The 26376-nt window shown below is 66.3% G+C and carries 21 protein-coding genes; 9 read left to right on the top strand and 12 right to left on the bottom strand.

All coding sequences use genetic code 11. The features are described 5' to 3' along the window. The 10 genes from AWB83_RS37590 to AWB83_RS03725 form a co-directional block, all read right to left on the bottom strand. On the bottom strand, positions 1 to 162 hold the full coding sequence (locus AWB83_RS37590) for a BrnA antitoxin family protein (RefSeq protein ID WP_341866675.1): 162 nt from the start codon (positions 160 to 162) through the stop codon (positions 1 to 3). Then, entirely contained in the window at positions 159 to 1469 is a 1311-nt protein-coding gene (locus tag AWB83_RS03685) for a sigma-54 interaction domain-containing protein (protein WP_087042907.1), read from the bottom strand. Before AWB83_RS03685 ends, AWB83_RS37590 begins: the two co-directional genes overlap by 4 nt. Continuing rightward, positions 1466 to 4525, bottom strand: coding sequence for a peptidase domain-containing ABC transporter (locus tag AWB83_RS03690; RefSeq protein ID WP_087042908.1), 3060 nt, complete (start codon positions 4523 to 4525; stop codon positions 1466 to 1468). The genes AWB83_RS03685 and AWB83_RS03690 overlap by 4 nt, the downstream gene beginning before the upstream one ends. A gap of 31 nt (positions 4526 to 4556) precedes the next feature. Continuing rightward, positions 4557 to 5309 carry a peptidylprolyl isomerase gene (locus AWB83_RS03695; protein ID WP_087042909.1) on the bottom strand — a complete coding sequence of 251 codons (753 nt, stop codon included), beginning with the start codon at positions 5307 to 5309 and terminating at the stop codon, positions 4557 to 4559. A gap of 73 nt (positions 5310 to 5382) precedes the next feature. After that, positions 5383 to 6756, bottom strand: coding sequence for a beta-barrel domain-containing protein (locus tag AWB83_RS03700; protein WP_087042910.1), 1374 nt, complete (start codon positions 6754 to 6756; stop codon positions 5383 to 5385). After that, positions 6734 to 9241 carry an FHA domain-containing protein gene (locus AWB83_RS03705; RefSeq protein ID WP_167389067.1) on the bottom strand — a complete coding sequence of 836 codons (2508 nt, stop codon included), beginning with the start codon at positions 9239 to 9241 and terminating at the stop codon, positions 6734 to 6736. The genes AWB83_RS03700 and AWB83_RS03705 overlap by 23 nt, the downstream gene beginning before the upstream one ends. A gap of 274 nt (positions 9242 to 9515) precedes the next feature. After that, positions 9516 to 10991 (bottom strand): efflux transporter outer membrane subunit, encoded by a 1476-nt coding sequence (locus AWB83_RS03710; protein ID WP_244197558.1) that lies wholly within the window; start codon positions 10989 to 10991, stop codon positions 9516 to 9518. Between the two features lie 317 nt (positions 10992 to 11308). Continuing rightward, positions 11309 to 11611: a hypothetical protein gene (locus tag AWB83_RS03715; protein WP_087042912.1), complete on the bottom strand. Its 303-nt coding sequence runs from the start codon at positions 11609 to 11611 to the stop codon at positions 11309 to 11311. Positions 11612 to 11953: 342 nt separating this feature from the next. After that, complete coding sequence (locus tag AWB83_RS03720; RefSeq protein WP_087042913.1) at positions 11954 to 12412, bottom strand: DUF4399 domain-containing protein; 459 nt, start codon at positions 12410 to 12412, stop codon at positions 11954 to 11956. Positions 12413 to 12460: 48 nt separating this feature from the next. Continuing rightward, positions 12461 to 12898 (bottom strand): DUF4399 domain-containing protein, encoded by a 438-nt coding sequence (locus tag AWB83_RS03725; protein ID WP_087042914.1) that lies wholly within the window; start codon positions 12896 to 12898, stop codon positions 12461 to 12463. A gap of 374 nt (positions 12899 to 13272) precedes the next feature. On the opposite strand from AWB83_RS03725, the gene AWB83_RS03730 reads away from it, so the two are divergent. After that, positions 13273 to 15189, top strand: coding sequence for an SUMF1/EgtB/PvdO family nonheme iron enzyme (locus AWB83_RS03730; protein ID WP_087042915.1), 1917 nt, complete (start codon positions 13273 to 13275; stop codon positions 15187 to 15189). 6 nt (positions 15190 to 15195) lie between these two features. Here AWB83_RS03730 and AWB83_RS03735 read toward each other — a convergent pair whose 3' ends face one another. Next, on the bottom strand, positions 15196 to 17097 hold the full coding sequence (locus AWB83_RS03735; RefSeq protein ID WP_374729057.1) for a DUF3857 domain-containing transglutaminase family protein: 1902 nt from the start codon (positions 17095 to 17097) through the stop codon (positions 15196 to 15198). A gap of 233 nt (positions 17098 to 17330) precedes the next feature. On the opposite strand from AWB83_RS03735, the gene AWB83_RS03740 reads away from it, so the two are divergent. The 8 genes from AWB83_RS03740 to AWB83_RS03775 all read left to right on the top strand — a co-directional run bounded on the left by AWB83_RS03740 (position 17331) and on the right by AWB83_RS03775 (position 25428). After that, a complete protein-coding gene (locus AWB83_RS03740) occupies positions 17331 to 18485 on the top strand; it encodes an HPP family protein (protein WP_087042916.1) in 1155 nt (384 codons plus the stop codon). A 26-nt stretch (positions 18486 to 18511) separates the two neighbouring features. Then, the gene (locus tag AWB83_RS03745) at positions 18512 to 18922 is read left to right on the top strand and encodes a MarR family winged helix-turn-helix transcriptional regulator (RefSeq protein ID WP_087042917.1); all 411 of its coding nucleotides are present in this window, start codon (positions 18512 to 18514) and stop codon (positions 18920 to 18922) included. 19 nt (positions 18923 to 18941) lie between these two features. Then, entirely contained in the window at positions 18942 to 20723 is a 1782-nt protein-coding gene (locus AWB83_RS03750) for a chloride channel protein (RefSeq protein WP_087042918.1), read from the top strand. Between the two features lie 170 nt (positions 20724 to 20893). Continuing rightward, positions 20894 to 21811 carry an aldo/keto reductase gene (locus tag AWB83_RS03755; protein ID WP_087043128.1) on the top strand — a complete coding sequence of 306 codons (918 nt, stop codon included), beginning with the start codon at positions 20894 to 20896 and terminating at the stop codon, positions 21809 to 21811. Between the two features lie 10 nt (positions 21812 to 21821). After that, complete coding sequence (locus tag AWB83_RS03760) at positions 21822 to 22244, top strand: DUF1810 domain-containing protein (RefSeq protein ID WP_087042919.1); 423 nt, start codon at positions 21822 to 21824, stop codon at positions 22242 to 22244. A 219-nt stretch (positions 22245 to 22463) separates the two neighbouring features. Continuing rightward, complete coding sequence (locus AWB83_RS03765; protein ID WP_087042920.1) at positions 22464 to 22901, top strand: PRC-barrel domain containing protein; 438 nt, start codon at positions 22464 to 22466, stop codon at positions 22899 to 22901. Between the two features lie 79 nt (positions 22902 to 22980). Further along, a complete protein-coding gene (acuI, locus tag AWB83_RS03770) occupies positions 22981 to 23973 on the top strand; it encodes an acrylyl-CoA reductase (NADPH) (protein ID WP_087042921.1) in 993 nt (330 codons plus the stop codon). Between the two features lie 189 nt (positions 23974 to 24162). Continuing rightward, positions 24163 to 25428 carry an aminotransferase class V-fold PLP-dependent enzyme gene (locus tag AWB83_RS03775; RefSeq protein WP_087042922.1) on the top strand — a complete coding sequence of 422 codons (1266 nt, stop codon included), beginning with the start codon at positions 24163 to 24165 and terminating at the stop codon, positions 25426 to 25428. Here the strand turns inward: AWB83_RS03775 and AWB83_RS03780 are convergent. Then, on the bottom strand, positions 25425 to 26255 hold the full coding sequence (locus tag AWB83_RS03780) for an NAD-dependent protein deacetylase (RefSeq protein ID WP_087043129.1): 831 nt from the start codon (positions 26253 to 26255) through the stop codon (positions 25425 to 25427). The two genes, AWB83_RS03775 and AWB83_RS03780, sit on opposite strands and share 4 nt — an antisense overlap. Positions 26256 to 26376 lie beyond the last annotated feature (121 nt).

The following is a 26376-nucleotide window of genomic DNA, read 5'->3' on the forward strand; positions in this document are numbered from 1 at the left end:
TCAGCAGTGACGGCGCTGCTGATTCAGCATATACGCGCGCAGAAGCCGGTTGATCCGTGTCTGATAACCCTTGCCTTGCTGGCGAAACCATTCCAGCACGGGTTTCGCATGCGACGTCAAGACCTGCCGTCGCGTGGGGATGCAATCACCGAAGTCCCTCACTCCCCCGCCTCCCTGCTCTTCTGCGCCGCCAGCCTGAACTCCTTCGAATGCAGCCCGTGCTTCTTCAGAAGCATCTGCAGATGCGACCGGTTCATTTCATACCGCCGCGCGAGCTCCGCCACCGTGCCGCCGGTTTCCTGCAGGCCGCGTTCGAGAAACGCGCGCTCGGCCTCATCGCTCGCGACGCGCTTCGCTTCCGCGAGTGAACTCGCCGTCGCGATGCCGTTCCCGCCCGCCGCCGGCCCGCTGATCGCCAGCGACAGCGACGACTTCGGCCGGATGTCCACCGGCAGGTGCTCGACGTCGGCCATATCGGCGGCGAGACAAGTCAGCCGATACACCACGTTCCGCAACTCGCGGATATTGCCGGGATAGTCGTAATTACGCAGAAAATCCCGCAGGCGCGGCGACATCCTGACCGGCCGGCGCTTCAACGTCGCCGCGGCTTCATCGCCGAAATAGGCGAGCAGGAGCGGAATTTCATCGCGCCGCTCGCGCAACGCAGGCAGCGTCAGATGGATCACGCTGAGCCGGTAGAACAGGTCCTCGCGAAAACGCCCTTCATCGCAGCATTGCCGCAGATTGCGATTGGTCGCCGCGACGATGCGCGTATCCACCGCGATCGGCTCGTCCGAACCCACGCGCTGAATCTCGTGCGCCTCCAGCACGCGCAGCAGTTTCACCTGCCCCGAAAGCGGCAACTCGCCGATTTCGTCGAGAAAGATCGTGCCGGTATGCGCGCTTTCGAACTTGCCCTTGCGATCGTTGGTCGCGCCGGTGAACGCGCCCTTGCGATGTCCGAACAATTCCGACTCCAGCAGGTTGTCCGGAATCGCGCCGCAATTCACGGAGATATATGGCTTGTCCGCGCGCGAGCCGTTCGCGTGAATGACCTTCGCCATCAGTTCCTTGCCCGTGCCGCTTTCTCCGTCGATCAATACGGGAAGATCGGTCGGCGCCGCTTTCTCGGCGATTTCCAGCGCCTCCAGCAGCTTGGGGTTATCGCCGAACGTGCCTTCGAACACGAAGCTGCGTTCGAGCAGAGCCTTGCGCCGCGCACCCGGCGAAAGATCGCGCTTCGGCTCCGCGGCGGCCGCCTGCACGAAGCGCTCCTTGTGCGACATCTGCATGACTTCATCGCGCAAGGCGCTCGCCTGCCGCAGGAGCTTTTCGATCTCGGGCCGTTCGAGACGCGAGGTCCATCGCAGCGTCGAGCGCAGAATCTCGATCTTCTCGATGAGCCCCGCATAGGAAATCGCCGATGTCGGCGCGCTGATGTCGCTTTCCGGTTGGTCGAGTATTTTCATGCTGCGCTCAGTTGCTTCTGCACGAGTTGGTAGTACATGCCTTTTCTCGCGACGAGCTCGTCGTGCTTGCCCTGCTCGACGATGCCGCCTTCGTACAGCACGAGAATCTTGTCGGCACGCATGATGGTGGACAGCCGGTGCGCGATGATGACCGCCGTGCGCCCCTTCAGAATCTCCTGCATGTTGCCCAGGATATTGCTCTCCGATTGCGTATCGAGCGCGGACGTCGCTTCGTCGAACACGAGCAGGCGCGGATCGTGATAGAGCGCCCGCGCGATGCATAGCCGCTGAATCTGCCCGCCCGACAAACCCACGCCACGCTCGCCCACCACCTGCTCGTAACCGAGCGGCATCTTGACGATGAACGGGTGTGCATCGGCCATCTTCGCGACCTCCTCGATGCGCCGCCTGTCGGGCGCATCATCGCCGCTCGCGATGTTCTCCGCGATCGTCCCCGAGAACAGCAGATTGCTCTGCATCACATAGCCGATCTGGGCGCGATAGAAGCCCTTGTCGATCACCTTGATATCGTATCCGTCGACCGTCATCTTGCCTTCGCTCGGCGCGTAGAAGCCGACGAGCAGCTTCGCGAGCGTCGTCTTGCCCGAGCCGCTGCGCCCCACGATCGCGATGAGCTCCCCCGGCTTGACGTCGAAGCTGATGTTCTCCAGCACATAGGGCGTCTCGCCGTCGCCATAGCGGAAGTACACGCCGTTGAAGCTGATATCGCCCTGCAGGTCGGGCAGCATCACGCGCTGCTGCATGTCTTCGGGCTTCTGCTCCGGTTCGATGTCGAGCACGTCGCCCAGGCGCTCCATCGCCACGCCCGCGTCGTTCAGCAGGCTCCACAGGTTGATGAGGCCCATCAGCGGCGAGAGCACGCTGCCCATGAACGCATTGAACGCGATCAGCTGCCCGATGGTCAGCTCACGCGCGAGCACGAGATTCGCGCCGACCCAGAGCACGCCGATGGTCGTCGCCGCATTCAGCAACTGGCTGCACAAGCCCACCGCGATATTGAAGCGCTGAGACTTGTATTGCACCTCCAGCGACTTCGCATACTTCTTCTCCCACTTCAGGCGCACGGGGCGCTCGATGCCCATGCCCTTCACGGTCTCCACGCCGCCCAGCGCTTCCATCAGGTACGAACGCGCGTCGGTCGACGAGGCGAACGCCTCGCGCGCGTTCTGCTTGATGCGCGGCGTCGCGAGTACCGTCAGCGCCGTCATCGGGATCACGAACGCGATGAGCAGCAAGGTCAGCTTCACGTTGTAGAGAAACATGATCGTGAAGTAGATGAAGATCATCAGCAGGTTCAGCACGGTCGAGACCGTCGATTCCGTGAGGAACGCGCGGATCGTGTGATTCTCCTGGAAGCGCGCGAACACGTCGCCGGTCTTGCGCTTCGCGAAGAAGCCGAACGGCAGCGAGAACGTGTGCTTGAAGAACTGCGACATCATCGCGAAGTCCATGTTGCGGACCATGAAGTTCGCGAGATACGCGCGTATCGTCGACATCAGTTGCGTAAACAGACTCGAGATGATGAGACCGGCAATCAGCACATGCAGCAGCCCGACGTTCTGATGCACGATCACGCCGTCGAGAATGTTCTGGATGATGAGCGGCGGAATCACCCCCAGCACCTGAATGACGAAGGTCGCGAGAAAGAGGTGCAGCAGGATCCGCTTGTACGGCTTCAGATAGCCGACGAAGCGCAGCCACGGCGAGCGCGACACGGCCTTCTGGGTCAGGTCCTGCCCGGGCGCGAAGAGCAGGCACGTGCCGCTCCAGCCGCGCTCGAACTCGCCGACCGTCATCTTCTTGAAACCGATCGCCGGGTCCGCCACCCACACGTTGTCCTTCGAGACGCCATAGACGATGATGTAGTGGTAACCCTCCCAGTGCGCGATGAACGGCATCTCGAAGCCGCGCAGCGATTCGAACGTGCACTGCACGCCGCGCGTCGTGAAGCCGAGCGACTCGCCCGCGCGCGCGAGCGAGTCGAGCGTCGCGCCCTGCGTCGTCACGTTGGCGAGCTCGCGCAGCTTGCCGAGCGTCATGTTGATGCCGTAGTGGCGGCAGATCATCGCCAGGCACGCGGCGCCGCAATCCATCTCCTCCGCCTGCTCGACCCACGCGAAGCGCTTGATCACGCGCTCGCCCAGTTCTGGCTTCGTGTGCAGATCGAGCATCGCGGGCAGCTTGCGGCGCTCGGTGAGCTTCTTCTGCCGCTGCAGTTCGCGCTCGGTGAAGCGGATGCGCTCTTCCAGCACCTCGCGCAGCTTCACGTTGCGCTCGATGATGAAGTGCACCGTCTTCTCGGGTATCACGAGCAGGCGCGTGTCGGCGCTCGCGATGGCGGACGCCATCTGCTCCTGGCGCATTACGCAGGCCTTCTCCCCGAAGATCTCGCCGGGACCGAGCGTCGCGAGCAGATGCCGTTCCCCGCCCTCCTCGCGCACGATCCGCACCTCGCCCTGGCGCACCACGTAGAGACGCCGATCGTCGCGCGAGTCCTGCTTCAGAATCTCCTTGCCCTCGCCGACGCGCTTCACGCCGACGCTGCGCACGCACTCCTCCAGCTCGGCACGGTCGAGCTTGCCGCGCAAGTCGAAGAGCTTCGCGACGAAGCCGCCCGCCGAATTGATCGCGACATAGCTCGTGACGAACGCGAGCGCGGCGGGATTCTTCGCGATGACGGGCTCGATCGCGAGGCGCGGAATATAGAGCAGCTCGGTCTTGCCGGAGGAGCGCACCGACGATTCATGGCGGTAGTCGCGCAGCATCGCGATATCCGCGAAGGTCTCGCGCTCCTTCTTCACCCCCATGCTGATTTCCTTGCCGTGCTCCTCGGTGAAGATGCGCACCGAGCCCGCCTTGACGATATAGAGCCCGTCGGCCGCATCGCCCGCGTTGCACACGGTCTCGCCGAAGCCGAAACGGCGCGACTCGGCATGCGCGGCGAGTTGCTCGATCTCCTCGCGCGAAAACGGCGAGAGAATCTCCACCGACGAGAGAAAGTCGGCGGGCGAATCAAGGCTCGATGGGGCGTCCATGTCTGATCAGGGTCGGCTTATCGTGATTGACTCAGCGTGCTTCGATGACATGCTCTTGCGCACGCGCCATCATCCATTCCTCGCGCAGGAGACGGCGGATTTCGCCGGACACGTCCTCGTCGAGCTTGGCGGGATACTTCGCCGTCACCGCGAAAATCTCGTAGGACGTTCCGTCCGCGGACACGAATGGCCCAAGCAAATCGCCGACCTCCGCGTTGAACACCTTCGCCTCGATATCCGGCTTCAGTTGACCGCGCATCACGCGCCCGATCACGCCGCCCGCGTCGCGCGTGTCGGCGAGCGAGTGCTCGCGCGCCATGTCGGCGAAGCTGTCGGGATCGTCGTTGAGATACGAGATCATTTCCTTCGCGCTGCCTTCGGTATCGAGCAGGATATGGCTCACCTCGATGCTGTCGAACTTCGGCGAATTGAGCTGGAAATACTCCTCGATCTCGCGCTCGGTGCCGACCTTCTCCAGCATCTTCTCCTGATAGAGCGTGTCGGTGATGTAGACCTCGAACTCGTCTAGGCTCACGTGCAGCGCGTCGAGATAGTTGTTCATGTCCGCCGCGCGATGCAGCCCGCGAATGCGGCGGAACTGGTCGGCGCGGTTCTGGACTTCATCGGCGCTGACATCGACGCCCGATTTCTTCGCCGCGCGCACGGTCAGCTTGTCGCGCACCAGTTGCTCGATGAGGCCGTCGAACTGGCCGTTCAATTTCAATAACCTGATGAATTCGCCGACGTCGACCAATTCGTCGTCGATACGCACAATCGCCGTCATGTCGTTCTCCGTTCGGTGTTATGTCGATCTCGTAGCCTGCCCAAACCCTGCCGTGCGTGAAACCCTCGACCTCTCATCCCGCCACATTGCGGAAGGGATCGAGCCCCAGGTCGATCAGGCGCCGCTCGCGCACCACGATCTCGGCGGTCGCCGTCATCCCGTAGCGCAGCGGATACTTCGTGTCCGCGATCTGATAGGAATCGCGATCGAGCGTCACGCGTCCCTCATAAACCGGTTGCTTGGTCGTCGGGCTCGGCTTGGTCGCGGGCGAAATGAACGCGAGCGTGCCGTCGATCACGCCGTAGCGCTGGTAAGGAAACGCGTTGAACTTGAGCTTCACGCGCTGCCCCTCGCGCAGGAATGCACGATCGTGCTCGGCAATCTCGATCTTCAGCACCGGCTTCGCATTCGCCGGCGCGATGCCGCCGAGCGGCGTGTTCGCCTGAATCTTGTCGCCGGGCTGCGTCGACGTGACATCGGTGATCACGCCCGACACCGGCGCGAGAATCAGCAGGAAGTTGTCCTTGTCGATGTTTTCGAACTTGATGCGCGCGGCGGCATCGGCGACGAGGCGCGCCGTCTGTAGTTGCAGACGCAACTTGTCTTCGGTGCTCGCGACCTCGCGCATCGCGGATTCGTATTGCAGCCGCAGGCTCGTCGCTTCCTGGCCGCTCGTTTCCAGTTGGCGCTTGGCCTGCGTGAAATCGTGGCTCAGGCGAAAGTCCAGCTCCGCCAGCCGCGATTGCTCGACGCGATAGGCGCCGTCCGCTTCCAGATACGCATTGCGCTTCGCATCGACCTGCGCCTGCGACACGCCGCCGCCGCCCGGCAGCGCGAACAGGCGCTGGAAGCGGTCGAGATCGACCTTGGCGGCATCGCGCGCGCGGCGCGCATTCTCCAGCGTGCTGCGCGCTTCCTGCAGCTGCGCCTTCTGGCCTTCCGCGAGCTTGCTCGTGCCTTCGGTCACGCGCTGCTGATGCTGATGCTCCTCGACATCCATCTGATCCTTGAGCGCGGCGATCTTGCGCTCCATCAGGAGCTTCTTCTCGGGGAACTGCTTCCATTCGCGCTCGGCGTCGTCGAGCTTCAGCTGCGCTTCGAGCGCGTTGGTCGCCGCCTCGATCGCGCCGCGCGCGTTCAGGCGCGCGACCACGTCGTCCTTGCGCACGGGCTGGCCTTCCGCGATATACAGATCGGCGAGCTCGCCGTCGATCGGCGCGTAGAAGCGGCGCACTTCCGATTCGGGCGCGAGCGTGCCCTGCGCCGTGACCATCACGTCCGCATGGCCGACGAACGACCACACGAGCGCGGAGCCGACGAGCGCCACCATCGCGAAGACGAGCGCCTGCGTGAGCTTGAGCGGCTCGGCCGTGAGTATCGCGATGCCTTCGGCGCCGTGCTCCCCGAGCGCCTCCGACAGCGGCTTAAGGTGTGCGTCTCTCTTCACTGCTCGTGCCTCCGCCGATCAAGCTCAGCTTGGTATTGAGAAGCCCTGGTTCGAGCACCATGCGCAAGTCCTGCAGCGAGCGCCGCTGCAGGTCCGCCTCGGTGTCGATCTCGCTGGCGAGCGCCGTCCACTTCGCCGTGGCGGCGTCCGCCTTCACCTGCCTGAAGATGCGCATGCCGCGCGTGGCGGCGTCCTGCGCGTCCGACAGCAGCTTCGCCTGCGTGCGGAACACATCCGACACGCCCGATTCGAGCCGCTGCGATCCGCCGATGCCGCCGTTCGTCCGATACTGCTGCCAGAGCGTCTGCGCCTGCGTCATGAGCGCCTGCGCACGGCCGATCGCCTTGTCCTTCAACGATGCGACTTCGGGCGCGACCGCCTTCGCGTAGTACGCGTCGCCGTCGAGGTCGAGCGTTTCGTAGAACGAGAGCAGCGCATCCTCATAGCCCTTGGAGCCGCGCGCCTTCTGCAAATCGGCGAACTGCGCGGCCACGGCCTTCTTGTGCGCGAGCTCCTTTTGCACCATCGCGGACCACGAGCCTTGCGGCAGCTTCTGCAGGCCGTCGATGGCCTGCGCGCCGCGGCCGTGGTTCCACGCATCGGAAACGGCCGCGTATTGCGCGAGCACGTCGGGCGGCGGCAGCTTGCTCGCGCTCATCTGACGAAACTTCTCCTGAAACGGCGGCGTGGAGAAATTCGCCTTCGTCAGCGATCCTGCGAGCGACGCGAGGCTCGCGCCGTTCAGATTGCGGCGCAGGCCGGAATAGGCGTCGAGATCGGCGCGCACGCGATCGAGCCCGGCAAGCCGCGGATACTTGTCGGCGTAGTCCTTGAGCGTCGCGCTGATCGAATCGGGATCGTCCTGAGCGAGGCTCTTGACGATGCTCGCATCGAGCCGGTCGATGGCCGCGAGATACACGGAATCGTCGCTTTGCAGCTTGCGCAGATGGCTGAGCGCGAGCGCGTACGGCTCCCGAAACTCGGGCACGTATTCCGCGATGCGGTCCAGATCGCGCTGATGTCCCGCCGCATCCGCTTCCCAGTGCTTCAGGATCGCGCCGATGCGCGACTCGTCGCCGTACATGCGAATCGGCGCATCGGTGCCGCCTCGACCCATCACGAAGCCTTCCAGCTTGCCGATCCATTCGAGCTCGTCCAGCAGCCCATGCACCTCGGCGTTGTGCTCGCTGAGCGCTCTCATCTGCGCGATGATCGCGTCCGCGCTCGCGAAATCGCCTTTTTTCAGCGCGACGAGCCAGCGCGGCACGTTCGACTTGAGCACCGCCTCGGTGTTCATCGACGCGAAATGCGTGTTCTGCGGATGTGACTTCAGATAGTCGTCCGTGACGGCGGCCGCTTCGCCATATTCGCCGTGCGCCATCAGCGACTTCGCCTGACGCTCGGACGAACCGCCATAGAAAAGCGCCGCGCCGCCCGCGACGAGCGCGGCCAGCACACCAGCCACCACGATGCGCGTGCGCCGCGTCGCGCGGGGGTCGTCGCTCGCGAGCGCCTTGCGCAACTCGGCAACGAAGAGCGCGAACTTGCCGCGCTTCGCGTGCCGCGCATCCTGACAGCTTTCCTCGGCGGGCAACGGCCGCGCGTCCTCGTTGATTTCGTCCTCGCGCGCCGCGGCCTGATCGACGCAGAAGATATCGAGAAACGAATGCGCCGAGCCGACGAAGGTCGTCTTGTCGCTGTCCAATTCGTCCTGATCGAGCGCGGCCATCTCGGTCAGCGTCGATTCGCCTTCGTCGCCGTGCACGTGAACCGTGTACGCGAAGTGCGTGCCGCCGAACGCGACCGTGTCGCCGTCCTTGAGCCCGACCGCGGATGCGCCGAGCCGCTCGCCATTGACGAACGTGCCGTTGGTGCTGCCGAGATCCTCGACGAAGGGCGCACCGCCCTTGACGAACACATGGGCGTGCCGGCGCGACACGTAGTTCACCTGATGCGGATACTGGTCGCGATAGCGCGAGAACGTGGCGTCGGTCTTGCTGACGAGAAACGGAAACTGCGCGAGCTCGATCGGCTGAAGCCCGAGATCGTCGCGCTGCGGTACGAGCGTGATGCCGACCTGCTTCGCCGCGCCGAGCCGCCGCGCGCGCGGCGCAAGCTGCACGCGATACGAAAGGCGGCTACCAAAGGAAATGACGTCGTCGTCGCGCACGCGCGCGGGCGTGTCGCGCACGGGCGCGCCGTTGACGGCCGTGCCGTTCTTGCTGCCGAGATCGGCGATATAGACGAGACCGTGCTCGATGAAGATGCGCGCATGCCGGCGCGAGAGCTGCGCCACCGCGTCGGGCGGGCTCGCGTCGAACGGCGCTTCGGCGCGGCCGATCGCGAAGAGATTTTCGTCGATGCGGATTTCGCTCAGCCTGTCGGCGTCGCTCCCGAGCTCGCGATTCGGCATGGGCTTCAGGATGACATCGAACGCCTCGCCCACGCTCGGCTGTTGTTCCGCAACGGAAAAGCCTTGAGCCATGTCCATGTCACGAGGTACGTCCAGCCGCTGCCGCCGATGCGCCAGGGGAAGGCCCGGCAAGCTCGGGCGCATGGACAGGTTGGAACGCGCCGTGATTGATGTCATTCGCCACCGGCGGCTGTTGAGAGTTTAAGTCACGCATCGTCGTAGTCAATCACGCAGCACTGGCGCATGACGCCATAAACCAGCGATTTATCCAGCCATTTAAGAACGATCGTTAGCTATCCTGCACGGCGTTCCTCAGATCATTGCGCGCCGCCGCTGATGTAACGGCTCACTTCAGCCCGTCCTTGCTCGCGCTCTGCACGTCGACCGTCGGCCAGCCGCCGCCGAGCGCCTTGTAGAGCGTCACGGTGTCGGAAAGAATCTGCTGATGGTTGGCGAGCAATGCGAGCTGTGCGGCGAGCAGCGTGCGCTCCGTCTCGAACACTTCGAGCTGCGAGATCACGCCTTCCTTCAGTTGCGCATCGATCTGCGCGGCGACCACCGTCAACTGATCCACTTCCTGCTGCAGCTCGCCGCGCTGCTTCATGTGCGAATCGAGGTTGACGAGCGCGTTCTCCACTTCCTCGAACGCGCTCATCACCGTGCTGCGGTACTGCTGTTCGGCGACGGTCGTCTGCGCCTCGGTGGTCTTGACGTGCGCGCGCACGCTCGGGTCGAGAATCGGGATATTGATGCTCGGCAGAAAGCTGAACGTGAACGTCTTCAACAGATCGGTGAGCGCGAAGCTCGCCGTGCCGCCGCGTCCGGTCAGGCTGATGGTCGGCAGCTGCGCGAGCTTCGCCTGGCCGACGAGATCGTAGGCTTCCAGCACGCGATACTCGGCCGCGATCAGATCCGGACGCCGCGCAAGCAGCTGCGAAGGCAGGCCGCTTGGTACCGGCGGAACCTGAACGCGCTTTTGCAGCTTGCCGGCGGGCACCTTGAATTCGCCGGCGGGTACGCCGGTCAGCGTCGCGAGCGCGTTGTCGGCGAGGTCGCGCGAGCGCTTCAGCTCCAGCAGCTCGCGCGTCAGGCGGTTGAGCTCGGCGCGCTGCGTGAGCACCTGCGTGTGCGGGACGAGGCCGTTCTTCTCCATGCCCTCGAAGATCGTCAGGATCTGCTGGTTCGTCGTGATGGTTCGCTTCTGCTGCTCGATCTGATCGTCGAACTGAAGAATCTGGAAGTACGTCGTCGAGACGCTGGAGACGAGTTCGAGATAGCCTGCCCGCCAGTCGGCCTCGGTCGCGCGGAACTCGGCCTTCTGCGCCTGCACGCCCTTCTCCACCGCGCCCCAGATGTCGATGTCCCAGTTGACCTGCGTCGCCAGGTTGTACTGCTTCGAGAACGGCTGGCCGGTGGTCTTCTCGAAGGCCGCGCCCGCGCCGAGATCCATCGAGGGCAGCGCGCCCGCGCGCGCCTCGCCGATCTGCGCGCCGGCCACCTGAATGCGCGCGGCCAGCACCTTGATGTCGAAGTTGCCGTTGATGGCCTTCTCCACCAGCGAGTCGAGGTAGGGGTCCTGGAATTGCTTCCACCAGTCGGGCTGGATGGTGTCGGACGCCGCGACCTTGGGTGCGTCGATCTTCGTGAAGGCGGTTTTTTCCGGCGTGTCGGGGCGCTGATACGTCGGCACCTTCACGTCGATGCAACCGGAAAGCAGCGCGGCGGCGCAGAGCCCGGCCGCGGCGGACGCGCGTCGAAGAGCCGGCAAGGCGCTCCACTCGCGCCCGACATATACGCGCAACGATGGCAACAAGGCACGCACGATCTCGCTCCCGGTGAACGCGCACCGACGGTCGGTGTTGGGTGTGAGAAGCGCGACGCCGACCGTTCGATACATCAAGTAAATCACACGGCGCACCGCGACTCCATACGGGTTAAGTCACGTGGCGCGCGCGTGTTCTGCGACACGTCGCGCGTCCGTGAGGCGGTCGGGCGCTGTCGATCCGGCGCTTCGACCGCGACGCCCTTCATGCGGGCGGTGTTGCAGCGGCGCGCCCCGTGCCCCGCTTTTGCTGCATGACTGCACCGATGCCTTGCCGCGTGACGGCTCGATCGATTCCCTGCACCGATCGCGATCGCTCAGGCCAGGTCGCCCGCCACGCCGAAGTTGACGTTGGCGATGTTCCTCGCGTCCTGCTTCGGCGCGACATTCGCCCGCGCCGTGAGGCCGTCGGCGAACGCGATGTTGCTGCCGTTCTCGGTCGTCGTGGTTTGCGTCTGGCCGATGAACTGCTGCGGGGCGAAGGTCATCGCTATCTTCGACACGTCGAATCCGGAGATGAAGCCGGGGTAGAGCAACGCATTGCCGCCGCGTACCGCGGACATTGCACGGCGATCGAGCTCTTCGGTGACGGGAAGGTCCTTGATGGTCAGCGTCTTCATTTCGATACCCCTTGGGTGCGCGTCGCGCATTCGGTGGCGGGCTGGAGCAACTTGTCTGCTCGCACCGGTTAAATGCATAGGGTGTGCCAAGCGGCCCGCCGCCTCGCTTCTTTTTGCCGGCGCCTTGCTGCGTATGGCTTTCTCCCCCGTCGGCCCGCCACCGTCAGTGCGCATCGCTTGCGGCGCATGACGCCTTGCGACCAACACTTCGGATTCCAACTGTCGTCCGCCGAACGACATCTCTTCGGAACGCGCGGACGAACGTCTCCATCCGCATGACGCATGCGGTTCCGAAGCCGAAAATTCGGGAAAGACGCCGCGCGAGTCGCGCGGCGCCCGGCCTCACTTGACGTAGATCGTTATCTTCTTGGAATAGACCGGCGGGTTGTGCGGTATGTGCTTGTCATCGCCCATCAGAAGCTGAAGCGTGTGCTTGCCCGGCGGCAGCTCGAGCATCGTTTCGGTTTCGCCGGCGCCGTAGTGCAGATGATTGCGATCCGATGGAATCTCCTGATCCATCGGCGGCAAGTCCACGTCGATCAACAAGTGATGATGTCCCGTGTTCGGAAACTTCACGCCGCGCGGCGCGACGCCCATGTAGCGCAGCCCGAACCAGACCTTGAACGGCTTGCCCGCGGGCAAGGTCTGGCCGTTGTTCGGATAGCCGATGTACGCGTAGGCATTGGCGGGCGCGGGCGTCGGCCCGGCGAGCGCGCAGGGCGCGGCGAACGCCGCCGCGAGCGTGGCGGCAGCGAGGATCGCACGCGAGAGCGCGAGCGCGTCAGCGGATCGTTTCTTCATGTCGTGTGCCCTCGGCAAGTGCGCGGGTTGCTCCGTTCGGTTCACCGCTCATTTCACGGTAATGGTGATCTTCTTCGAGTAGACCGGCGGATCATGCGGGACGTGGTTGTAGTCGCCCATCAGCAGCTGCAGCGTGTGCTTGCCCGGCGGAAGCTCGATGCGCGCATCGGTTTCGCCCGCGCCGTAGTGCAGATGATTGCGATCGGACGGAATCTCCTGATCGAGCGGCGGCAGGTCGGTGTCGATCAGCAGATGGTGATGCCCCACGTTCGGCAGATCGACACCCTTCGGACAGATGCCCATGTTGCGCAAGCCCATGCGCACCCAGAGCTTGCCGCCGGTGATCACGGCGCCGTCCGGAGGCCAGATGATGTACGCCTCGGCGTTCGGCGGCGCGGGCGTGCGCGCACGCGCGGCGGGAAACGACGAATCGGCGACGAGTGCGGCAAGCGAAGCCAGCGCGCCAAGCACGGTTCTTCTCAGCATGTTATGCACGCCTCTCTCGTTGAAAGGGCTCGCGAATGGGCCGGAAAAATTCGCCTCTCGCACGAGCGAACACAAGCGTACGCACGTGCTCGAAGCGTTGAAGTCGGTCTTCCTTCGGCTTTAGATTAGGACGTAACGTTTAAAAAAGATACGTACGCGCGTGGGCGCCTTGCACCTCTTTGCGGATACCTTCCTTCCGGGGATTAAGTGGCGCATGCGTGCGTGCTATCGTTGTCGTTGCTGCACTCGCACGGTCGCGCCAAGGCGCGCGACGTGGCGGATACAAGGGCGCAGACCTCGCCCGTGCAGCCACTGCGCAGAAACGCGAATGCAACGCTGCGCCTCACTCAAAGCCGAACGCACAGGGTGTGAATATGTGGCGAACTCTTCTTATCGCGGGCATGTTCGTAACGATCGGCGGCGGGCTCGCGCCCGCATGCGCGGCTCCGGCCGCATCGCCGCCCCTGGCGTCCGATTTGACGATGGCGCAGCATCGCGCCGCGCTCGTCATCGGCAATGCGGACTACGGCGATCATCCGCTCGCGGGCGCATCGCGCGATGCGAACGACATGAGCACCGCGCTCGCCGCGCTCGGTTTCGATGTCACGCGCCGCGCGAATCTCGACGAAGCGGCCATGCGCCAGGCCATCGATGCGTTCGCCGCCCGGCTCGGACCGCGCGACACCGGTCTCGTCTATTTCGCCGGTCATGGCGTGCAGGCGGGCGGCGATGCGCTGCTCCTGCCGCTCGATGCGCGCGAGGACGCGCCCGCGACGCTCGTCGGCAAGAGCATCGCGGCAAGGGAGATCGTCGAGCGCATGGCGCGCGCGAGGCCGGGCGCGGCGAATATCGTCGTGCTGGACATGTGCCTTTCCGGTCCTTTCGAGAAAACGGGCGATCGAGCGTGGCGGTTGCCGCCGCGCACGCTCATCGCCTATGCGGCCGCGCCGGGCGATGCGGCGGCCGAAAGCGGGCGCAACGGCCGCTACACGGCGGCGCTGCTGCGCGCGCTCGGCAAGCGCAGGTTCGTGACCGCCGATACGTTCGGCGCCGCCGCATCCGACGTCGCGCACGAATCGCGCGGCATTCAGCGGCCGTGGATCGCCTCGACGCTCGAACGCGCGTTCGCCATCGCCGATGCATCGCCGGTCATGCGCATGGCGGCTGCAAGCGCAGTCGATCAGGCCGAATCCTCCCGCTCGGACGCCATTCGCACGCGCGGCATCCTTCCGAAGGACAGCAACGAGCAGTACGAACTGACCTTCTGGGAATCCATCAAGGACAGCACGTATCCGAGCGATTACGAGGCGTATCTGAAGGCCTATCCGAACGGCCGTTTCGCGGCGCTGGCGAAGGCGCGCATCGAGCGCCTGCGCGCGGCGGGCAGCGCGAAGCCCGCGACGACGCCTCCGGCCACGCCCACGCCCGCCGCCCCCGCGCCGAAGCCGGCGCCGTCGACAGCCGCGACACCGGAGAAGCCGCGCCCGAGCGCATCGGCGGCGCCATCGACGGCCGCGCCCGCTGCGGCGGCCGCGGCGGCGAAGCCCGCCGCAAAAACCGCAGGCGGCGAAATCAAGGATTGCCCGTCATGCCCGGCGCTCATCCCGATCGCGCCCGGCAGCTTCACGATGGGCAGCAACAACGACGATCCCGCCGAGAAGCCGCCGCATCGCGTGACGATCGCGCATCCATACGCGATCGGCAAATACGAGGTGACGGTGGAGCAATGGAACGCTTGCGCCGACGCGGGCGCGTGCACCCGCGTCGCGCCGGACAGCGAGGCGACGACCGCGCCGCCCGGCAATTCGCCGATGCGCAACGTGAGCTGGGACGACGCCCAGGTGTACGTCAAATGGCTGAGCAAGGTGGGCGGCAAGTCGTATCGCCTGCCGACGGAAGCCGAATGGGAGTACGCCGCGCGCGGCGGCACCCAGTCGACGTACTGGTGGGGCGATCAGATGAGGAAAGGCACGGCCGATTGCAAGGACTGCGGCGATCCGTATCGTCCCGAAGCGCCGACGCCGGTCGGATCGTTCGCGCCGAATCCCTACGGTCTGTACGACATGAACGGCAGCGTCTGGGAATGGGTCGCCGATTGCTGGCATAGCTCGTACAAGGGCGCGCCCGCCGACGGCCGCACCTGGGACGATCCTTCCTGCTCCGTGCGCGTGATTCGCGGCGGCTCGTGGCGCGAAGGCGCGGGCTACATGCAGTCGGCGACGCGCTTCAAGTACAGCGCGAGCGTGCGGCAGTCGCAGAACGGGTTCCGCGTCGCGCGGGACATGGAGTGAGCGCCTTCATCGTCCCGCCGCCCTGACGATGATCTGCTCCTGCGTATCGCGCTCGATCCTCCTGAGCGCGGGCAGCGCCGCCTGAAAATCCTCGGGCGAACAGACCTGCTTGCCGAAGTCGGCCTCCAGCGTGCGCGAGATCTGAATCACGTTGGTGGCCGGATCGAGGAGATAACGCGAGCGGTAGCGAAAGAAGCCGCTAGTCAGATCCAGATCGTCCGGCATTCCGGCGACGCGCATGTGCTTCGGCAGTGCGATCTGCGATACCTCGTCGAAGCTCCCGCCGATGCAGATGTACGGCTGCGTGCGCGTGCGCTCGGCGAGCCAGTTGCGCGTCTGCGTCGCGATGCCGCCCGAAAGGCTCGTGAGCGCCGGCAGCGCCGTCGTGCCGGTCGGCCAGACGACGTCGTCCAGCGTGCCGCGCAAGGTCGTGGCGAACGGGCCGCCGGTGGCGTCGACGTCGCTCGTCGTCAGGGCGCCCGCACCGCGCAGGTTGGTGAAGCGCAGGCGGTCCGCCGCGATCTGGTCGCGCCGCTGCGCATTCGCGAGCCGCAGGTTCATCCGCTCGATTTCCGCGCTCCATCCGGCGTCCTCGACCCAATAGGCGAAGCTCGCCTCGCCCTGCGGCGCGACGTCGATCTGCAGCCGCGCCGTGCGCGCGAGCGCCTGCGTCGCGGGCGTGCGCGACAGCACGCCGGAATCGGCCCGCAGCGCGGGCCTGTCCATGTCGGCGAGCGGCAGAAAGCCGAACTCGACGCCCGACGCCGTGCTGTCCGCATACACGTTCAGATCCGGCAGCCACGTGATGACGTGATTGATCGCGCCCGAGCCGTAGCCCGGCACCGACGGCAGCGCATACACCGGGCCGAGCCCGATCAGCGCGGGCTCGCTGCGAATGCCGACGGCGGCGAGCAACGCGCCATAAAGCGCGACGTGATCCTTGCAATCGCCGTAGCGATTCGCGAGCACTTCGGTCACGCGATGCGGCACCGCGGGGCTCTGCCCGATGAACATCGCCACGTAGCGGATATTGCGGCGCACCCAGTCGTAGAGCGTCTTCGCTTTCGCGCGGTCGTCGGCGTCGTTCCGCGTGAGCGATTGCGCGAGCGCGCGCACGGCGGGATCGCTCGCGCCGGGGTCGACGGCCGCGTCGCGGTAGCTTTTCGCGAAGCTCGCGTAGTCGGGAAAGGTCGTGACCATCAGGCGGTCGCCGTACTGCGCATAGCCGACCGAGCCGCTCTCGATGCGCGCGAAGCGCTCACGCCGGTAGTCGAACGCGTAGCGCGTACGGCCGTTTTCCGTGACGGGCGGCTCGGCGACATAGCCGCGCGCGTCGGCATGAAGCGGCTTGTCGGCGGGCAGGTCGAAAACCAGCCGCTGATCCAGCACCGGCCGCTGTCCCGGATCGACGAAATAGTTGAATTCCCCGGGAATCACCGCGGCCGCCTGACTCTTGCGAAAGCGCAGATGCACCGTCGAGCCGATGCCCACCGCCGGAAAGATCACCGCGCGCAGTTTCGCGTCTTGAAACGTCGGCGCGCCCGCCGAGCGCGGCTCCTGAATGTCGCGCATCTGGTCGGGCGAGACGTCGTGGCGCACGCCGTTCGCATCGACGGAATACGCCTCGACGATCTCCACCTTCGAGACGCTCCTGTCGTACCAGACGTAGCGTTGCGCGATCTCGTCGACGCCCGCCGACGTATTCGCGCGCAGCACGGTGGCGTCGTCCTCGGTCAGCGAGCCGTCTTCCGCGACGACGAACGCATGGACGTCGCTGACGATGGTCGAGGGATCGTCGTCCTGTGCGGCATGCACGGCGACGAGGCAGGACCACGCCCACACGCCGGCCATCATCCGCAAAACGGCGCACGTCAAACGACAGACGAAACCGTCCGATAAACGAGCCATGTTCAGGTGCCGGGAAAGATCCGGCGATTCGCGCCCGCGCCGCGCAAGGGAAAGTTCATCGTACAGGAGGATGGCGCCGCTGCGCGCATGCCGCCGAACGTTCCGAACCAGGGGACGCGACAATTTGTATCATATTGAGATATAATTTCGCGCTTGTCGCACGCTCGCTTTCGCGCCATTCCCCGGCCAGCCAGTGTGTACTTCCACTGACTCTCCCCGGAACGCTGAAAAAAGTGTCGCGCATCGCATTGCTTCGCTGGTTGCATGGCTTTCTCCCCGCTCCCGTCACGCTGCGCTGGACCGAGCGCCTTCGCGCCGGCCTGGGCGCGCTGATCGGCATCGCGCTGACGGGCGGCCTCGCGCATCTGCTCATCGGCGACGCGTCCGCGATTCCCTTTCTCATCGCGCCGATGGGTGCGTCCGCCGTCCTGCTCTTCGCCGTGCCCGCGAGTCCGCTCGCGCAGCCGTGGTCGATCATCGGCGGGAATATCGTCTCGGCGACGGTCGGCGTGACCTGCGCGATACTCGTCCACGATCCGGTCGACGCCGCCGCGCTCGCCGTCGCGCTCGCCATCTGCGCAATGTTCGCGCTGCGCTGCGTGCATCCGCCCTCGGGCGCGGTCGCGCTGACCGCCGTGCTCGGCGGCCCGGCGATTCACGCGCTCGGCTATGGCTTCGTGCTCGCGCCGGTGGCGATCCAGTCGGCGGCGCTGCTTTCCTCCGCCATCGTGTTTCATGCGCTGACGGGACACCGCTACCCGCACGGACACGCCGCGCCGAAGCCCGCGAACGCGCCGGCGGACGCCGCGTCGTTCACGCGCGCCGATCTGGAAGCCGTGCTCGCGCGCCGCAGCGAAATGCTCGACGTCGATCCGGACGATCTCGAAGCGCTCCTGCGCGAAACGCAGCTGCAGGCCTACGCGCGCCGCTTCACGGAGTTCACCTGCGCCGACATCATGTCGCGCGCGGTGGTGTCGGTCACGCCGGAGACGAGCGCGCAGGCGGCGCTCGCACTCATCGACAGGCATCACGTGAAGGCGCTGCCGGTGATCGATGCGAAGCGCCGCGTGTGCGGCATCGTCACGCGCGCCGACCTGGCGCCGGTGCGCCGCCGCGGACTGCTCGACGGCATGCGGCGCGCGATCGAACGCTTCGCGCGCGGAGCGTCCGCGACGCCGCCCGTCGTCGCCTCGCTGATGACGACGGACGTGTGCACCGTGAACACGCGCACCGCCATCGCCGAGCTGGTGCCGATGTTCGCGCACTTCGGGCACCACCACATTCCGGTGGTCGACGCACGCGATCAGCTCGCGGGCATGATCACCGAGACCGACCTGATTTCGGGTCTGTATCGACAATCGTTCGCGGGCGAGCGCAAGAGCGCCTGATTCGCCCGCGCCTATCCGGATATCAGATGACTACTCCGCGCAATCTCACCAAGCCGGACTTCGAGCAACTGTCCGAATTCCGCTATCAGATGCGGCGCTTCGAGCGCTTTTCCGAATGCGCCGCTCAGGACGAAGGCATCACGCCGCTGCAGTACCTGCTGCTGCTGCACATCAAGGGCTATCCGGGCCGCGCCTGGGCGACGGTCGGCGAGCTGGCCGAGCGGCTGCAATCGCAGCATCACGGCGTCGTCGCGCTCGTCACGCGCTGCGAGGCGGCCGGGCTCGTGAGGCGCGCACCGAGCCCCGAGGATCGCCGTCAAGTGCAGGTGCATCTCGAAGCGCGCGGCGAAGATGTGCTGTCGCGCCTCGCGGCGCTGCATCGCGCGGAGCTCAAGTCGCTCGAGGGCGCCTTCCGCGTGCCGCAAATCGATCTTTGATCCATCTGGAGCACTTCGCATGGACCATCACAAACGCGATTTTTCCGTCAACGACCGGCTGCTGAAGATCTGCGGGCTCGCCGCCGTCATCGGCGGAATCAGCACGCTCGCGGCCGTCGTGCTGCTCGGGCTCATCCACCTGTTCACGAATCTGTTCTTCTTCGGCACGTTCTCCGTCGCGGACCGCTCGCCCGCGCTCAATATGCTCGGGCCGTGGGTGATCGCGATTCCGGTGATCGGCGGATTGATCGTCGGGCTGATGGCACGCTTCGGCTCCGAGAAGATTCGCGGCCACGGCATCCCCGAGGCGATCGAGGCCATTCTCTTCGGCAAGAGCCGCATGTCGCCGAAAGTGGCGATCCTGAAGCCGCTGTCCTCGGGCATCGTGATCGGCAGCGGCGGGCCGTTCGGCGCGGAAGGACCGATCATCATGACGGGCGGCGCGCTCGGCTCGCTGATCGCGCAGTGCATCGACGTGACCGCCGCCGAGCGCAAGACGCTGCTCGTCGCGGGCGCGGCGGCGGGCATGACGGCCGTGTTCGGCACGCCGGTCGCGGCGGTGCTGCTCGCGGTCGAGCTGCTGCTGTTCGAATGGCGGCCGCGCAGCTTCCTGCCGGTGGCGCTCGCGTGCGCCGTCGCGGGCTTCGCGCGCGCGTCGGTGTTCGGCACGGGCGCGCTTTTTCCGCTCGAGACGCAGCCGCCGCACATGATTTCGCTGCTGTCGTGCCTGGTCGCCGGACTGCTTTCGGGCGCGCTGGCCTCCGGCTTGTCGGCGTCGCTCTACAAGCTGGAGGACCTGTTCGGCAAGCTGCCGATCCACTGGATGTGGTGGCCGGCGATCGGCGCGGTGTTCGTCGGCATCGGCGGGTTCATCGAGCCGCGCGCGCTCGGCGTCGGCTACGACGTGATCGGCGACCTGCTGCATCGGCACATCGCCGTTCAGGTCGCGCTGTCGATTCTCGCAGTGAAGGCGGTGATCTGGGTCGTTGCGCTCGCCTCCGGCACGTCGGGCGGCGTGCTCGCGCCGCTGCTGATGCTCGGCGCGGGCCTGGGCACCGCGCTCGGCGTGATCCTGCCGGGGCATGACGCCGCGCTCTGGCCGCTCGTCTGCATGGCCGCGACGCTCGGCGCGACGCTGGGCGCGCCGCTCACCGCCATCGTCTTCGCCTTCGGCCTCACGCACGACAGCAACGCGCTGTTGCCGCTGCTCGCGGCGACGCTCGTCGCACACGGCTTCGCGACCGTCGTGATGCGCCGCTCGATCATGACGGAGAAGATCGCGCGGCGCGGGTATCACATCTATCGCGAGTACGGCGTGGATCCGCTCGAGCGGCATCATGTCGAGGAAGTCATGACGCGCGACGTGCAGACGATCGACGCGGCCACGCCCCTCTCCGACGTGCTCGCGGAGCATTTCGGACCGCAGCAGATGCATCGTGCGTATCCGGTGGTGCGCGACGGCGTGCTCGTCGGGATGCTGGATCGGGCGCTGCTCGGGACGCTGATCGGCGCGTCGTCGGTGCAGGACGCGGGCGCGAGCATCGGGGATGCGCTGCGCAGGCTTCAGGACGGCGCACCGGCGTTCGCGCTGCCGGGCGAACCCTGCCGGCTCGCCGCGACGCGCCTCGCCGTGCATGAGTTCGAGCGTTTGCCCGTCGTCGCGGACAAGCAGTCGATGCGGCTCGTGGGCATCGTCTCGCGCAGCGATCTCGTGAAGCCCGCGCGCGCGCATTTCGACGAGGAGCATCGGCGGGAGCGGTTCAGGGGATTCCGGCCGGCGCCGGCGTTGAGGAAGCACTGAGACCGCGCAAAGCGCGCCCGCGAGGCACGAACGAGACAAGGAGGAACTTTAGGCCGTCCCGCGTTTCCGAGAGCGGAGGACTCGCACCGCTCACTCCCGTCAGGAGCAGAGGAAATGCCTTGTTTCCCGGTAAGACGCGCGACGCGCCCCTTCCCGCGCGCGCCACGCTCATGACCACCCGCCGCGACTTCCTGTGCGTGGCGGCGGCCGCGGCGCTCGCCGCGCAAGCCGGTCGCGCGGCGCACGCCGCCGACGCTTCCCCCCAACCGATGCACAAGCGGCCCATCCCGACGACGGGCGAGCCGTTGCCCGTCGTCGGCTGCGGCACCTGGCGCACCTTCGACGCCGGCGACGACCCCGCCCGCCGCCGCGAGCTCGCCGAGGTCCTGCGCGTGCTCTTCGCGGCGGGCGGCTCGGTGATCGATTCATCGCCGATGTACGGCTCCTCCGAAGCCGTCGCGGGCGCGCTGCTCACCGAGCTGAATGCGCACGGCAAGGCCTTCGTCGCCACCAAGGTCTGGACGGAAGGACGCGCCGCCGGCATCGCGCAGATGGAGGAATCGATGCGTCTCTGGCAGACCGGGCGCATCGACCTCATGCAGATCCACAACCTGCTCGACTGGCGCACGCAGCTCGCCACGCTGCGCGACTGGAAGGCGGCCGGAAAAGTGCGCTACATCGGCGTGACGCATTACACGTCGAGCGCGTTTCCGGAGGTCGAGGCGGTGCTGCGCTCCGAGCGCGTCGACTTCGTGCAGATCAACTACGCCGCCAACGATCGCGATGCCGAAGCGCGTCTCTTGCCGCTCGCCGCCGAGCGCGGCGTCGCGGTGATCGTGAATCAGCCGTTCGGCGGCGGCTCGCTCCTCGCCGGCCTGCGCAACCGGCCGCTGCCCCCGTTCGCGCAGGAAGCGGGCTGCGCTTCGTGGGCACAGCTTCTGCTCAAGTTCGTGCTGGGCAATCCCGCCGTGACCTGCGTGATTCCGGGCACGGGCCGTCGCGAGTATATGATCGACAACGTGCGCGCGGGCATCGGCGACTATCCGGATGCGGCGATGAGAAAGCGCATCGCCGACGCCGTAGCGTAAGGAGGCAACCATGAGCGATCCCTACGACCTCGAGCGTTTCGTCGACGCACAGGAGAGCGTCATCGACGACGTGCGCGCCGAGCTCTCCGCCGGCCGCAAGCGCACGCACTGGATGTGGTTCGTGTTCCCGCAGATCGCGGGTCTCGGGCATAGCGAGATGGCGCGCCACTATGCGATTTCATCGCGCGACGAAGCGAAGGCCTATCTCGCGCATCCGGTTCTCGGCCCGCGGCTCGTCGAGCTGACGCGCATCGTCAACGGACTGCGGGGGCGCGGCGCGGACGAGATCTTCGGCTATCCGGACGACATGAAATTCCATTCGTCGATGACGCTCTTCGCGCAGGCGGCAGACGATCCGGAAGTGTTCGACGAGGCGCTGCGCCGCTACTTCGAGGGCCAGGCCGACGCCGCGACGCGCGCGCGGTTGCAATGACGGGCGAGGTCGTTGCGTTTTCCGATACGCCCACGTTTCCATCGAACCCGATGCCGTGCGCACGTCGGCCGCACGTTTGCACTAATGCCGTGCGCGGCGCGCGCCCGTGCACCGTTTCTGCAGGAACCGCGATAAACGTTCAAACTTCTACCGCGCTCAAAGCTTGAATCGCGCATTTCCATTGAACCGGTTTGCCCAATCCTTTGAGGAATCGAACCAATGAAATCGAAACTCGTGGCACTGCTCGTTGCATCGTCGGCGCTCGGCCTGACTTCCACGGCATCGTTTGCCCAGGTCGCGGGCGCTCAGCCTCTCGGCGTATCGGTCGAGGTCTCGACGGCCATCATCGATGGCTGGAGCGTCAAGAAATCCATCCTCAACAAGCCCGTCGTGAACGAGCAGGGACAACGCGTCGGCGTGATCCACGACATCATCGTCGCGCCCGACAAATCCGTGTCGTTCGCGATCATCGCGGCGAACCAGTTCCTCGGCGTGTCGCATCACGACGTCGCGATTCCGATCGAGCAGCTCGACGCGAAGGACGGCAAGTTCCTGCTCGCGGGCGCGACCAAGGACGCGATCAAGGCCCTGCCTGAGTTCCAGTACAACAAGGTGAAGGCGACGCCCGTGCCGCGTGCGCAATTCGAGCATCATTGATTCACCCGCTCGCGCGAGCCGGAGTGGTCATGCGCCGCCCCGGCTCGCGCGCCGCTCAATTTCCGACCGGAGCCCGCCGATGTTCAACGCCCTCATGCTCGACAAACAGGACGACCGCACGGTCGCGTCCATTCAGTCGATCGACGAATCGCGCCTTGCTTCGACCGGCGACGGCGACGTGCTCGTGCGCGTCGAGTTCTCGACCCTCAACTACAAGGACGGCCTCGCGATCACGGGCAAGGGCCCGGTCGTGCGCAAATGGCCGATGGTGCCGGGCATCGACTTCGCGGGCGTCGTCGAGACGAGCTCGCATCCCGATTACAAGCCCGGCGACAAGGTCGTGCTGAACGGCTGGGGCGCGGGCGAGACGCATTGGGGCGGGCTCGCGCAGAAGGCCCGCGTGCCGGGCGATCACCTGATTCCCCTGCCCGCGAAGATCACGACGCGCCAGGCAATGGCCGTCGGCACCGCGGGTTATACGGCGATGCTGTGCGTGCAGGCATTGGCAAAGCACGGCGTGACGGCCGGCGACGGCGACGTGCTCGTGACGGGCGCGAACGGCGGCGTCGGCAGCTTCGCGGTGGCGATTCTGGCGAAGCGCGGCTTTCGCGTGATCGCGTCGACGGGACGCCCCGAGGAAGCCGAACGGCTGCGCGAACTGGGCGCGGCGGATATCGTCGAGCGTGCGACGCTGTCGGGGCCGGGCAAGCCGCTGCAGAAGGAACGCTGGGCGGCGGCCGTCGATTGCGTCGGCAGCCATACGCTCGCGAACGTCTGCGCAAGCCTTGGCTACGGCGGCGCGGTAGCCGCGTGCGGACTCGCGCAAGGCATGGATTTTCCGGCGACGGTCGCGCCGTTCATCCTGCGCGGCGTCGCCCTGTTGGGCGTGGATAGCGTCTATGTGCCGCGCGCGCGGCGCATCGCGGCGTGGAGCGCGATCGCGGACGAAGTGCCGGTCGCGACCATCGAAAGCGTCGCGACGACCATTCCGCTTGTCGACGCGCCCGACGTCGCCGCGCGTCTGCTGCGCGGCGAAGTGAAGGGGCGCGTGATCGTGGATGTGAACGCCTGAATTCGCGTCAGAAGGTGCTCCAGCCGTCGGCGCTGACCGGCGGCCTGGCGACCGCCACGCTGCGTACGGCCTTTACCGCCGGCGCCCGAACCGTGCAAATCGCTACCCCCACCAATCATCCCCAGCCATCGCCGATGAGCGATACTGAACGCTCGTGCTTCGCTCCCGTCAATCAACCTTCCCGATCCGATGCCCGATCTGCTCGCCTACCGCACGCCCGAATTCGAAGCCGCGCTCGCGGCGCTCCCGCCCACGCCCGGCACCGGGCTCGCCGCCGACGAGATCTACTGGAGCGCCGTGCGCGGCCTGTACCGTCAGTCGGACGAGCTGATCAATCTGGAGAACGGCTTCTGGGGTGCGATGGCCGAGCCGGTCAAGGCGATGTTCCAGTACTGGACCGACCGCGTGAACCGCGAGACGACGCTGCTGATCCGGCGGCACTACGTGCCGCTGCACGACGGCCTGCGCGAGCGCGTCGCGGCGGCGATGGGCTGCGCGGTCGAGGAGATCGAGCTGACGCGCAACGCGACCGAAGCGCTGCTCGCGCTCATCAGCGGCTACAACCGCCTTGCGCCGGGCGACACCGTGCTCTACAGCGACCTGGACTATCCATGCTGCAAGGATGCGATGGAATGGCTGCGCGAGCGGCGCGGCGTGACGCCCGTGCGCCTCACGATGCCCGAGCCGGCGACGCGTGAAGCAGTCCTCGACGCATACGCCAGCGCGTTGCGCGCGCATCCGCGCACGCGCCTCGTGCTGCTCTCGCACGTGTGCTTCGCGACGGGTCTCGTGCTCCCTGTCGCCGAGTTGTCGGCGCTGGCGAAGGAAGCGGGCGCGGACGTGATCGTCGATGCCGCCCACTCCTGGGGCCAGCTGGATTTCGACGTGCCCGACCTGAATGCGCCGTTCGCCGCGCTCAACCTGCACAAATGGATCGGCGCGCCGCTCGGCTGCGGCGCGATCTATATCCGCAAGGGACACGTCGCATCGATCGATCCGTACCTCGGCGACCGCACCTGGCCCGCCGACGACATCCGCGCACGCGTCCACACCGGTTCGCCGAATTTCGCCGCCTGGCTCACGCTGCCGGCGGCGCTGGACCTGCATCGGCGCATCGGGGCGCGGGCGAAGGAAGCGCGTCTGCGCGCGCTGCGCGATGCATGGGCGCAACCGGCGCGCGAGATCGACGACGTGCAGATCCTGACGCCCGGCGACGCCTCGATGACCGCGGGCATCACCGCCTTCCGGCTGAAGGGCCACGCGACCAAACAGGCGTGCGACGCGATCGTCGCGGCGCTGCGCGAGCGCTTCGGCGTGTTCACGGTGGCGCGCACCGGCCCCGATGCAGGCGATGTCGTGCGCGTGACGCCGGCGGTTTTCTCGCGGATGGAGGATGCGAAGCGTCTGCTCGAAGGAATCGAAACGCTTTCGCGCGAACTGAAGCAGGCGCCCTAGCCCGCCACGGGCCGCGCGTCCAGCCGCTCGATCAATCGTCCAAGCGCCTCCGAGCAAGGCGCTTCGACCTTCAGCGCGAGCAGCGCATCGGCGCGCGTCTTGCCGATGTTGATCGCCGCGATCGGCTTGCCGCTTTTCGCGGCCCATTCGCAGAAGCGGTAGCCCGAATACACCATCAGCGACGAGCCGACGACGAGCATCGCGTCGGCGGCTTCCAGCGAGCGCGCCGCGTCCTCGACGAGCGCGCGCGGTACGCTCTCGCCGAAGAACACGACGTCGGGCTTGAGCACGCCGCCGCAGCGCGTGCAGCCGGGCACCTGAAAGGCGGCAAAGTCGAGATCCTCGATGAGCGCGTCGCCATCGGGCACCGCGGGCGCCGTGTAGCCCACGAACCCGGGATTGGCCGCTTCCAGCATGCGCTGCACCGCGGCGCGCGTATGCCGCTCGCCGCATTCGATGCAGCGCACGCGCCCGATATTGCCGTGCAGCTCGATGACATCGGGATTGCCCGCGCGCGTGTGCAGCCCGTCGACGTTCTGCGTGACGAGCCGGTGCACCCGCGAGCGCGCCGCCAGCGCCCGCACCGCGTGATGCGCGGCGTTCGGCTGCGCCTTGTCCACAACGGGCCAGCCGATCAGGCTGCGCGCCCAGTAGCGGCGGCGCGCGTAATCGGAGCCGAGAAAATCCTTCAGCAGGATCGGCGCGCGGCCGGTGCGCAACCCTTCGTGATCGCGATAACAGGGAATGCCCGACTCCGTGCTGATGCCCGCGCCCGACAGCACGAAAAGCCGCGGATGCCGTTCGACGAATTCATGAAGCTGCTGCACTTGCCATCCTTTTTTCGCGCGTGTGCGCGGTTCGCCATCGTGGAAATATAAGGCGAAACCGCATGCGCTGCCGAGCGTCAAAAACGGCCGATTCTGGCCTTACCACTTTTCCGATATTGAA

The sequence above is a fragment of the Caballeronia ptereochthonis genome, assembly GCF_001545075.1.
Lineage (GTDB): Bacteria > Pseudomonadota > Gammaproteobacteria > Burkholderiales > Burkholderiaceae > Caballeronia > Caballeronia ptereochthonis.

Bases quoted from the DNA above. Each gene is read 5' to 3' on its own strand.
- AWB83_RS03685 (WP_087042907.1), bottom strand. From the start codon at position 1,469: ATGAAAATACTCGACCAACCGGAAAGCGACATCAGCGCGCCGACATCG.
- AWB83_RS03690 (WP_087042908.1), bottom strand. From the start codon at position 4,525: ATGGACGCCCCATCGAGCCTTGATTCGCCCGCCGACTTTCTCTCGTCG.
- AWB83_RS03695 (WP_087042909.1), bottom strand. From the start codon at position 5,309: ATGACGGCGATTGTGCGTATCGACGACGAATTGGTCGACGTCGGCGAA.
- AWB83_RS03705 (WP_167389067.1), bottom strand. From the start codon at position 9,241: ATGGCTCAAGGCTTTTCCGTTGCGGAACAACAGCCGAGCGTGGGCGAG.
- AWB83_RS03715 (WP_087042912.1), bottom strand. From the start codon at position 11,611: ATGAAGACGCTGACCATCAAGGACCTTCCCGTCACCGAAGAGCTCGAT.
- AWB83_RS03720 (WP_087042913.1), bottom strand. From the start codon at position 12,412: ATGAAGAAACGATCCGCTGACGCGCTCGCGCTCTCGCGTGCGATCCTC.
- AWB83_RS03725 (WP_087042914.1), bottom strand. From the start codon at position 12,898: ATGCTGAGAAGAACCGTGCTTGGCGCGCTGGCTTCGCTTGCCGCACTC.
- AWB83_RS03730 (WP_087042915.1), top strand. From the start codon at position 13,273: ATGTGGCGAACTCTTCTTATCGCGGGCATGTTCGTAACGATCGGCGGC.
- AWB83_RS03735 (WP_374729057.1), bottom strand. From the start codon at position 17,097: ATGGCTCGTTTATCGGACGGTTTCGTCTGTCGTTTGACGTGCGCCGTT.
- AWB83_RS03745 (WP_087042917.1), top strand. From the start codon at position 18,512: ATGACTACTCCGCGCAATCTCACCAAGCCGGACTTCGAGCAACTGTCC.
- AWB83_RS03750 (WP_087042918.1), top strand. From the start codon at position 18,942: ATGGACCATCACAAACGCGATTTTTCCGTCAACGACCGGCTGCTGAAG.
- AWB83_RS03755 (WP_087043128.1), top strand. From the start codon at position 20,894: ATGACCACCCGCCGCGACTTCCTGTGCGTGGCGGCGGCCGCGGCGCTC.
- AWB83_RS03760 (WP_087042919.1), top strand. From the start codon at position 21,822: ATGAGCGATCCCTACGACCTCGAGCGTTTCGTCGACGCACAGGAGAGC.
- AWB83_RS03765 (WP_087042920.1), top strand. From the start codon at position 22,464: ATGAAATCGAAACTCGTGGCACTGCTCGTTGCATCGTCGGCGCTCGGC.
- acuI (WP_087042921.1), top strand. From the start codon at position 22,981: ATGTTCAACGCCCTCATGCTCGACAAACAGGACGACCGCACGGTCGCG.
- AWB83_RS03775 (WP_087042922.1), top strand. From the start codon at position 24,163: ATGCCCGATCTGCTCGCCTACCGCACGCCCGAATTCGAAGCCGCGCTC.